Annotated in this window: 7 protein-coding genes; 3 read left to right on the top strand and 4 right to left on the bottom strand. The window is 68.1% G+C overall.

Features of this window, described 5'->3' with window-relative positions; translation table 11 throughout:
* The first annotated feature begins 1,205 nt into the window (after positions 1-1,205).
* The gene (locus tag VFZ92_RS18335) at positions 1,206-1,811 is read left to right on the top strand and encodes a YigZ family protein (RefSeq protein ID WP_330877165.1); all 606 of its coding nucleotides are present in this window, start codon (positions 1,206-1,208) and stop codon (positions 1,809-1,811) included.
* A gap of 313 nt (positions 1,812-2,124) precedes the next feature.
* Here VFZ92_RS18335 and VFZ92_RS18330 read toward each other — a convergent pair whose 3' ends face one another.
* Both VFZ92_RS18330 and VFZ92_RS18325 read right to left on the bottom strand, forming a co-directional pair.
* The gene (locus VFZ92_RS18330) at positions 2,125-2,982 is read right to left on the bottom strand and encodes a siderophore-interacting protein (RefSeq protein ID WP_330877164.1); all 858 of its coding nucleotides are present in this window, start codon (positions 2,980-2,982) and stop codon (positions 2,125-2,127) included.
* Between the two features lie 16 nt (positions 2,983-2,998).
* Positions 2,999-5,272: an excinuclease ABC subunit UvrA gene (locus tag VFZ92_RS18325; protein WP_330877163.1), complete on the bottom strand. Its 2,274-nt coding sequence runs from the start codon at positions 5,270-5,272 to the stop codon at positions 2,999-3,001.
* Positions 5,273-5,436: 164 nt separating this feature from the next.
* Here VFZ92_RS18325 and VFZ92_RS18320 point away from each other — a divergent pair, with 164 nt between their 5' ends.
* Both VFZ92_RS18320 and VFZ92_RS18315 read left to right on the top strand, forming a co-directional pair.
* Positions 5,437-6,228: a TetR/AcrR family transcriptional regulator gene (locus tag VFZ92_RS18320; RefSeq protein WP_330877162.1), complete on the top strand. Its 792-nt coding sequence runs from the start codon at positions 5,437-5,439 to the stop codon at positions 6,226-6,228.
* Between the two features lie 427 nt (positions 6,229-6,655).
* Positions 6,656-7,636 (top strand): asparaginase, encoded by a 981-nt coding sequence (locus tag VFZ92_RS18315; RefSeq protein WP_330877161.1) that lies wholly within the window; start codon positions 6,656-6,658, stop codon positions 7,634-7,636.
* Here the strand turns inward: VFZ92_RS18315 and VFZ92_RS18310 are convergent.
* Both VFZ92_RS18310 and VFZ92_RS18305 read right to left on the bottom strand, forming a co-directional pair.
* On the bottom strand, positions 7,633-8,766 hold the full coding sequence (locus tag VFZ92_RS18310; protein ID WP_330877160.1) for a nucleotide pyrophosphatase/phosphodiesterase family protein: 1,134 nt from the start codon (positions 8,764-8,766) through the stop codon (positions 7,633-7,635). The two genes, VFZ92_RS18315 and VFZ92_RS18310, sit on opposite strands and share 4 nt — an antisense overlap.
* 655 nt (positions 8,767-9,421) lie before the next feature.
* Positions 9,422-9,868: a MarR family winged helix-turn-helix transcriptional regulator gene (locus tag VFZ92_RS18305; RefSeq protein WP_330877159.1), complete on the bottom strand. Its 447-nt coding sequence runs from the start codon at positions 9,866-9,868 to the stop codon at positions 9,422-9,424.
* Positions 9,869-9,940 lie beyond the last annotated feature (72 nt).

Here is a 9,940-nt window from a genome sequence, read left to right as displayed (position 1 = left end):
CCCCACCACCGTCTCCTTCCCCCTCCATCTCCTTCCCTCGCCACGCCCCTCCCTCTCCGGCGATCCCTCCCCACCACCAGCTTTCACCCATGACCGTCCTCTCTCAAGGCCAGTTCTCCCTCACCACCAACCCGTCTCCACTACAGGCTCATTTCCACTACCGACCCATCCCGCCACCGGACCACCCCTTCACCGGCTCATCCCGCCACCGGACCACTCCTTCACCGGACCACCTCTCACCGACTCATCTCTCCACCGGCCCACCTCTTCACCGGCCCATCCCTCATCCCCCACGCCCATCCCAAGTCCCCAGCCCATCCCGACCGCAGGCCCTCCGCTACCGCCAACTCTTCCCACCACCGGCCCTTCCTTCACTGTCGGTCCCCCTCACCTCCAACCCGCCACCCCACCACCAGCCCTTCCCTACCGCTGCCCCTTCCCCACTACCGGCCTATCTCCACTACCAGCCCTCCTCACGATCGGCCCCTCCGGACCATCGGCCCCTCTCTCACCGCCGCGCGGACAGGCGTTGTGCGTGGCAAGTGCGCTCTACCAAGGCCACGGCGCTGGCAGTCCACAACAGACTTCAGCGCCCTCCGCAGGCTCGAACGCCTCTGCCTTTCGGCCGATCCCGTGATCGATCCCGGCGATCAGGCTCGTCCGACATGACAGCGAACCACTGGCCGCGCCTGCTCTTCCGGTTGGTGCTCGCGTTCGCCCTGCTGGTGCTGGGCGCTATCGACTTCGTCTACTTCGGCTGGCTGCGCCACTCGACCTACGGTCCCGCCGAGACCACCGCCGCCGTACTTGCCGCCGTGACTTTGCTGGCATCACCACAGCTCGGTCCCCGCGCTGACGCACGACAGTCGTGGCCCAGCCGCCAGCCGCCAGCCGCGAGCCGCGAACCGCGAACCGCGAACCGCGAACCGCGAACCGCGAACCGCGAACCGCGAACCGCGAACCGCGAGGAGATCCTTGCGGTCCGCTGCGGACGACTTTCCACCCTCCCGATCTCCCGACTTGTCCACCTCCCAGCGTCTCGACCGCCTACCTTCGCGGCCCGGCATGACCTACACCCGATCCGGACGCGGTGCCACGGAACCCGGCCGCCACGCCCATGCCGACACGACCACCATCACCCACCTGAGGACCCGGCTTCACACCGCTTGCACTACCCAGGAGCAGCAGTGGTCGATACTGGTGCGATGCGGGTGATCGCGCGTGACGGCGTCCACGAGATCGAGATCCAACGATCGCGCTTCCTGTGCAGCGTCGGCCGAGTCGGCGATGAAGCCGAGGCGGCGGCGTTCATCGCGGGTGTGCGCAAGGAACACTGGTCCGCCAACCACAACTGCTCCGCGTTCCGCGTGGACGGAACACAGCGTTCCAGCGACGACGGCGAACCAGCCGGTACGGCGGGCGTGCCGATGCTGGAAGTCCTCGTCCGACGCGACCTCACCGACACGGTCGCCGTGGTCACCAGGTACTTCGGCGGCATCAAACTCGGCGCGGGCGGCCTGGTACGCGCCTACGGCCGAGCGGTGTCGGAAACGGTGGACGCGATCGGCACCCTCGAACGCGCCAGGTTCGCCACGTTCACCATCGCCGTCGACCACGCCGACGCGGGCAGACTGGAGAACGCCCTGCACGCCGCGGGCCATCGAGTCGCAGGCGTCGCCTACGACCGGCGCGCCACGATCACGGTGCAAGTCCCCGAGGCAGGCGCGACAGCGTTCCACGATTGGCTGGCATCCCACACCGCAGGCGCCGCCACCGCCGAACCAGGCCCACCGATCGACCTGGACGTCTAGCCACGTCCGTTGCCGCACAGGCATTCCGACATCGCCCGATGGCCAGCGCACCACACCCACAGCGTTCACCGATCACCACGTCCTGTGTCCAGCCAGCCCTTCACCCTCCAACCGTGGCACCCACTCGACCGCACTCCACCCGCACACCTCGGCATGCCGTCTCACCCGACCACCTTCCGGTGCACCAGAAGGTTCAGCCAGGTGAGCACGCCCTCATCAGCAGTCGGCCACCCAGGCCCGCGGATCCAACGATCCTGCCTGGCCACGTGCCGAACCCGGACGTCCGCTCACCGACCTTCGGAGAAGCCCAGTACTACTGAGCAGCGGCTAGACGTTCATTGGCCTCCTCGATGTCCTCCTTGGTGGGCGCGTCGTCCTGGGACAGGGACTGACGCCAGTGACCGGTGAAGTCGATCGACGCCTTCGGCAGCCCTCGATCGCTGATCAGGTGACGCCGGAGCGTCCGGACCGCCCCAGCCTCACCTGCCAACCACGCGAAGGGCGCACCCGGTGGCAGGGTCGCGGACGTGAGGGCCTCCACCAGCAAAGCACCAGGAGGTGCCGTGCTGGTGTCACGATGCAGCCAGTGCACGGCGGCGCTACCGGACAAGGCTTGGTGTTCGCCCTCGTCCGCTACTTCGAGGTAGACCACCGCGGGGGTGTTCGCGGCAACACCGTCGAGGATCGACCCGATCGCGGGTAGGGCGGTCGCGTCCCCGACCAGCAGGAGCCAGTCGGCTCCCGCGATGGACGTGGCGAGCGAGGTGGGTCTCGCGAACGCGGCGGATGGGCCGAACATGCTGAGAACAGCACCCGGCTGTGCGGTTTCAGCCCACCGGGTTGCCGGACCAGCGTGCTCGTGCAGGACGAAGTCGATGTCGATCGTGGCGCTCTCCGCGTGGTGGGCACGGATCGTGTAGCTGCGCATCCACGGTCTTTCCGACTCCGGAATGGCGCTGTACGCCTGGTACCAGCTCATGAAGTCGGTATCGGGCGAAGGCAGGACCGGACGTGGCTGCCCTGGTCTGGGGAAGTAGAGCTTGACCTGCTGGTCGAGTTCCACCGACGTGTAGTCGGCCAGCTCGTCACCGCCGAAGGTGATTCGCGCCATGCGCGGCGTGATGCGTCGGGTGGCGACGACCTCTATCTCACGGATCGGTTGCTGGTGCACGGGATTCCTTCTCGGGTCAGGCCCCGACGTAGGTGCGGAGGTGGCGGGCGGTCAGGGAGTCGCCGGACTCCACCAGTTCGTTGGGGGTGCCGGTGAAGACGATCTGCCCACCGTCCTGGCCCGCGCCGGGGCCGAGGTCGATGATCCAGTCGGCGTGGGCCATGACGGCCTGGTGGTGTTCGATGCAGATGACCGTGTTGCCGTCGTCCACCAGGCGGTCCAGCAGTGCCAGGAGTTGGTCGACGTCGGCCAGGTGGAGGCCGCTCGTCGGCTCGTCCAGCACGTAGGTCGTGGCCTTCTCGGCCATCTGGATGGCGAGTTTGACGCGTTGCCGTTCGCCACCGGACAGGGTGGTGAGCGGTTGGCCGAGACCCAGGTAGCCGAGGCCCACGTCCGACAGGCGATCGAGGATGGCTCTGGCCTGGCCGGAGGTGAAGAAGTCGCGGGCTTCGGTGACGGGCATGGCCAGTACTTCGCTGATGTTCTTGCCACGCAACGTGTACATGAGCACCTTGGGAGTGAAGCGCTTGCCCTCGCACTGCTCGCACACCGACGCGACACCCGCCATCATCGCCAGGTCGGTGTAGACCAAGCCGATGCCCTTGCAGTGGGGGCAGGCACCCTCGGAGTTCGCGCTGAACAGGGCGGCCTTCACACCGTTGGCCTTGGCGAAAGCGGTCCGGATCGGGTCCAGAAGGCCGGTGTAGGTCGCCGGGTTGCTCCGGCGGGAACCGCGGATCGGCGACTGGTCCACGACGGCCACCCCGTCACGGCGCGGCAGGGAGCCGTGGATCAGCGAACTCTTGCCGGACCCCGCCACACCGGTGACCACGGTCAGAACGCCGAGCGGGATGTTGACGTCGACGTTCTTCAGGTTGTGCGTGGCGGCGCCCCTGATCTCCAGGTAGCCGCGCGGTTCCCGCACCTTCTCCCGGAGCTGGGCGCGGTGGTCCAGGTGTCTGCCGGTCAACGTGCCGGACGTGCGCAGCGATGCCACGTCGCCCGTGAAGCAGATCCGACCGCCGGACGGGCCCGCGCCGGGACCGAGGTCGACGACGTGGTCGGCGATCTCGATGACCTCGGGCTTGTGCTCGACGACGAGCACGGTGTTGCCCTTGTCGCGCAGGAGGAGCAGCAGGTTGTTCATCCGCTGGATGTCGTGCGGGTGCAGGCCGACCGTCGGCTCGTCGAAGACGTACGTGACGTCGGTCAGGCTGGAACCCAGGTGCCGCACCATCTTCACCCGCTGAGCCTCACCGCCGGAGAGCGTCGCCGACTCGCGGTCCAGGCTCAGGTAGCCGAGCCCGATCTCGACCAGGGAGTCGAGGGTGCCGCGCAGAGTCGCCAGCAACGGCCCCACGGACGGGTCGTCGATCTTGCTGACGAACTCGGCCAGGTCGCTGATCTGCATGGACGCGCATTCGGCGATGTTGCGCCCACCGATCTTCGACGACAGCGCGGCCGGGTTGAGCCTCGTGCCCTCGCAGGCGGCGCAGCGGTCGAAGGTGACGGCCCGGTCGACGAAGGCCCGGATGTGCGGCTGCATCGACTCGCGGTCCTTCGAGAGGTACAGCCGCTGCACCTTCACCACGAGACCCTCGTAGGTGACGTTGGTCGTGCCGATCTTCACCTTGGTGGTCGGCTTGTGCAGGAGGTCGTCCCACTCCGCCGGGGTGAAGTCCTTCAGCTTGGTGTCGGGGTCGAAGAAGCCGGAGTGGACGTAGGTCTGCACGTACCAGGCGTCCGTGGTGAAACCCGGGACGGTGATCGCGCCCTCGTTGAGGGACAGCTCGCGGTTCACGATCTGGTCGACGTCGATCGCCGACACGCGACCGAGACCCTCGCACACCAGGCACATGCCCTCGGGGTTGTTGAAGCCGAACACCGACGACGTGCCGACGTGCGGTTCACCGAGGCGGCTGAAGACGATCCGGAGCATCGTCTGGGCGTCGGTCGCCGTGCCGACCGTGGAACGGGAGTTCGACCCCATCCGCTCCTGGTCGACGATGATCGCGGCGCTGAGGTTGCGCAGCGCGTCCACGTCCGGCCTGCCCTGGCTCGGCATGAACGACTGGATGAACGCCGTGTACGTCTCGTTGATCAGGCGCTGCGACTCGGCGGCGATCGTGCCGAACACGAGCGAGGACTTGCCCGACCCGGACACACCGGTGAACACCGTCAGTCGGCGCTTGGGGATGTCGAGCGAGACGTCGGCCAGGTTGTTCTCCCTGGCACCTCGGACCTCGATCACGTCGTGGCTGTCCGCGGCGGACCGCTGCCCGGCGGTCATCGGGCGCTCCTGAGCGACATGGCGGTGCACATGCGGCCAAGGATGCCCTCGGACCTGCCGTGATGCTTGCTTACGTCTATCGGGCGACACTCCACGTACTCCCCCAGAGTCTCTTTATGCTGTAAGGTGATCGCGACGATACTTTATGGCGTAAGGAGATGCAAATGGTCGTCTACGCCGGGCAGGGCGATCCCCGTTGGTCCATGGACGTGATGTGGGGCAACAGGGTGTCGAGCCAGCGGCCGGGGCCCAAGCCGGGACTGAGCGTCGACCTGATCATCGACACGGCCATCGGCGTGGCGGACGTCGACGGCATGTCCGGGCTGTCGATGAGAGCGGTCGGCGAACGGCTCGGGCGGACGGCCATGGCCCTCTACACGTACGTCCCCACGAAGGGCGACCTGGTCGACCTGATGTACGACAAGGTGCTGGGCGAACTGCCCACGGGCTACAGGTCGGAGCGGGGGTGGCGCGGGTCCGTCACGTCGTGGGCAGAGGACCACCTGGAGTTCCACCTGCGCCATCCGTGGACGCTTCAGGTGTCCCAGGCCAGACCGGTGCTGGGGCCCAACGAGTTCGCCACGCTCGAGACAGCGTCGGGGATCCTGCACGAGACGGGCCTGAGACCGCCTGTGCTGCGGGGGATTCTGGGCGTGGTGCTGCACTTCGTCCGCGGCGCGGCGCGAACCGAGGCGGAGGCGCGGTCCGCGGCCGAGGAAACGGGGGTGTCCGACGAGGACTGGTGGCATTCGCGGTCACCGCTGCTGGTGGAGGTGGCGCCGGACTTCGCGGCCCGGTTCCCGATGGCGATCAAGATGGAGCAGGACAAGCCCGCGCCGCCGGACGACCCGAAGAAGCCGTACCTGGAGTCGGCGATGGCCGAGTCGTTCGCGACGGGATTGGAGGTGATCCTGGACGGGATCGAGGCGACGATCGAGAAGGCGAAGGCCGGGTGAGCGGTGCGGAGCCTGGACGGAGCGACCGTTGGCCGGGTCGATCCGCCTTGGCCCAAGCGGGGGTCGGACACACCGGTCTTGGTCGGCACACCCACGGGGCTGAGATAACGCGGAACTGGTACGACCTGCCTCTCAGCAGACAATCACGCCAGCTCCAGCTCCAGCACGACTCGATCCGGCCGGCGAAGCCCAGGGCACCAAGCAAGCCCGGCACGGCACGGCACGGTCCGGTCCGGTCCGGCACGGCACGGCACGGCACGGCACGGCACGGTCCGGCACGACGAGGAGGTCCGGCAATCCAGATGATCCGGTGATCGCGGCTTGCCTGCACGGTTGCCGCACAACTCGCCGCTCGACGACCCGCCGTGCCTGATGAGCAGGAATCAGGTAACCATGACCTGATCATCGGGCGTGGAGAGGACTCGCGGTGGCGGTTGGCAAGCGTGTGGCGGTGTTCGGGTTGGGCGGCACGATCGCCATGGTGGCGTCTCGTGGTGGCGGGGCGGTGCCCGCGTTGTCGCCTGAGCAACTGTTGGCGGCGGTGCCTGGACTGGGTGACGTCGACGTGTCGTTGGAGGTGGTGGATTTTCGGCAGGTACCCGGGGCTTCGGTGACGTTCGAGGACGTCGCGGCGCTGTACGAGGCGATTCGGGGGGTGGATGTCGACGGAGTCGTGGTGACGCAGGGGACGGACACGATCGAGGAGACGTCGTACCTGCTGGATCTCGCCTACGACGGGGACATGCCGATCGTGGTGACCGGAGCGATGCGGAATCCGACGTTGGCCGGAGCGGATGGGCCGGCGAACCTGTTGGCGGCCATCCAGGTGGCGGCTGGTGAGGAGGCGCGGGGACAGGGGTGTCTGGTGGTGTTCGCCGACGAGATCCACGCGGCGCGGCGGGTGCGGAAGACGCACAGTTCGAGTCCCGGCACGTTCCGGTCGCCCAACGGTGGGCCGCTGGGGTACGTCGTCGAAGGTGCCGCGCGAATGCTGCAACGGGTCGAGCGGCGGGCGCCGGTGCCGTTCGCCGAGGCCAGGTCGGCGACGGTGGCGGTGGTGACGGCGATGCTCGGTGATGAAGGGGTGCTGTTGGAGGGAGTGGAGGAGCGGGTTGACGGGGTTGTGGTGGCGGCGTTCGGTGCCGGGCACGTGCCGGTGAGCTGGGTGGAGCCGTTGGTGCGACTGGTGGCGCGGATACCGGTGGTGCTCGCTTCGCGAACGGGTGCCGGATCGGTGTTGGAGCACACCTACGGGTTCAGCGGGTCGGAGAAGGACCTGCGGGAGCGCGGGCTGGTGTCGGCCGGGTTCCTGGATCCGTTGAAGGCGCGGTTGCTGTTGCGCCAACTCCTCGGTGCGGGAGCCGATGATGCCGCGATTCGAGAGGCGTTCAGGGAGGCAGGTCGTTAGGAGGCGAAGAGGAGAGGGACCAACTGCTCCGCGGAGGTCAGTGAGCCGTGCTGGCCGATGAAGGAGGAGAGCCTGGATTCGACAGAGGTTCGGACGATCGCGGTGGTGTCGCGTGCGGCCACGACCAGGTTGCCGATTCGGGTGTACGCGTGGACCGCTACCGAGGGGCCGAACAGGCCTAGAGCGATGGCTTCGTCGCGACGCAGCAGCCAGGCGCGGTCACCGAGCACCTCTCGCCACGCGGCGAGGACGTCGTCGGTGGCGCCGGGTTCGGTGTAGACGTGGCGGACTCGTGGCTCGCCGCCCAGGAGGCGGACGCCTGCCTGGAGGGTCGGTTCGGTGTCGAAGTCGATCCGGTTGTCCTCGCTGAGTTCGACCATGCCGTGGTCGGCCACGACGGTCAGCACGGCGTCGGTGGGGAGGCGTGCGGCGATCGAGGCGGCGACGTGGTCGATGTAGGACAACTGGAACCGCCACGGTTCGCTGTCCGGGCCGTAGAGGTGGCCCAGCGCGTCCAGGTCGGCGTGGTAGGCGTAGCAGAAGACCCGGTCGGCGGAGCCGAGCGCGTCCAGGGCGGCGCTCGCCAGGTCGCCCAGTGCGTAGACGCCGTGGAACAGGGCTCCGCGCAGGACCGCGCGGGACAGGCCGCTGCCTTCCTGCTGGTATGGCGCGACGGCGCGGACGGTCACGCCCGCCGCTGCCGCGCGGTCGAACGTGGTCGGGTGCGGTTGGACTTCCTCGGGCACGGCGGTGCGTCGGAGGTCCGCGTGGTCGGAGGTGCCGTGGTGGTTCCAGCCCAACGAGTTGAGCAGCACGGAGCCTGTTTCGAAGCTGTAGCCGACGATGCCGTGTTCGCCGGTGGGGAGGCCGGTGCCCAGTGCGGCGATGCTCGTGGCCGTGCTGGACGGGAATCCGGCGGTGATCGGTTTCCCCGGCAGTGAGGACAGGAACGGGGCCGCGTCGGCGTGGGCGCGGAGCAGTTCCCAGCCGAGTCCGTCGATGAGCAGCAGGCAGACGCGTCGAGCACCGGGCACGCCGAGCACGTCGACCGTGCCGGGCACGTCCAGGCCTGCCAGCAGCGAGGGCACCACGTCAGAGAGCGCACCCGATCCGTACCTGGGGATCTCCATGTTCGGCGACCCTAGGCGCGCGATCGGTCGGGCACCAGCGGGGATTGGGGTGGCGGGGGCACACCCGGTAGCCGTGAGCCTTGGGAGACGGGAGACGGGAGACGGGAGACGGGAGACGGGTGGCGGGACTGGGGTGGCGGGACTGGGGTGGCGGTGCGGCTACGGCGACCACACAGGGGATGGTCATGGGGTCACGGGCGACGGCGCAGCGGTAGCCATGGGGTTATGAGTGACGGCACAGCGGTAGCCGGGAGGCCACTGGCAACGGCACAGCGGCAGTGATGGGGTCACGGGTTGTGGCAGCGGGGTAGCCACGGGCCGTAGCACCCAGGGTTGCGGTGGGCAGGAGTGGAAGCGGGTGGAGGTGAGGTTGAGTGGCGGGGCTGGCCAGGGTGGCAGGGGCTGGCCAGGGTGGCAGGGGCTGGCTTGGTCAGATGAACAGGGACGATCCACTCGGTGTCAGTCGTTCTCGTCTGGCCATCAGACCAGCTCTTGTGCGTCGAAGCGTCCTTTGCGAGGCACTCTTCCCCTGAGGGTTCCTCGTGCGGGGTTACTTGAAGGGAAGGGCGGCGAGACGGCGGGTGTCTGCTTCCTGAGTCGTCAGCTGTCCTGGGTGTTGACCAGCTACCAACGTCCAGTGGGGCAGCACTGTGGGTTAGGTGGCGGTCCTCAGTTTGGCCAGGAGGCGGTCGAACGCGGTCAACTCCTTGGCGGAGAAGACGTCGAACGCCTGGCGCAGGCCTTCCACGTGTACGCCTGCGGCCTCGTGGAGCTTGGCCGAGCCCGCGTCGGTGATGCCCGCGTACAGGACCCGCCTGTCGTCGGGGCACGGGCGGCGTTCCACGTAGCCCGCCTTCTCCATGCGGTCCACCAAGCGGGTCACGCCGCCGGTCGTCAGGACGATCTGGTCCGCCAGCACGCCCATCGCGAGTTGACCGTCCTCGGAGCGGGACAGGCGGAGCAGCACCTCGAACCACCCGATCGGCAACTCGGACCGCTCGTCGAGCACCTGACCGAGCGAACGCTGGAGCCTGCCCGACACCTCGATCAGATGTCCGAAGGTCGTGAGCAGGGGATTGTCCAGCGGGTCGTCGTTCACCACGGTCCAACCATATCCCAGTGGACCGATCGGTCAGTTTGTTTCCGACGCCGCCCGGAGGGCAGGGAGAGGCTG

It is taken from the genome of Umezawaea sp. (assembly GCF_036375055.1).
GTDB lineage: Bacteria > Actinomycetota > Actinomycetes > Mycobacteriales > Pseudonocardiaceae > Umezawaea.
This window is presented reverse-complemented; position numbering and strand designations above follow the sequence as displayed.

Bases quoted from the DNA above. Each gene is read 5' to 3' on its own strand.
- VFZ92_RS18335 (WP_330877165.1), top strand. From the start codon at position 1,206: ATGCGGGTGATCGCGCGTGACGGCGTCCACGAGATCGAGATCCAACGA.
- VFZ92_RS18325 (WP_330877163.1), bottom strand. From the start codon at position 5,272: ATGACCGCCGGGCAGCGGTCCGCCGCGGACAGCCACGACGTGATCGAG.
- VFZ92_RS18320 (WP_330877162.1), top strand. From the start codon at position 5,437: ATGGTCGTCTACGCCGGGCAGGGCGATCCCCGTTGGTCCATGGACGTG.
- VFZ92_RS18310 (WP_330877160.1), bottom strand. From the start codon at position 8,766: ATGGAGATCCCCAGGTACGGATCGGGTGCGCTCTCTGACGTGGTGCCC.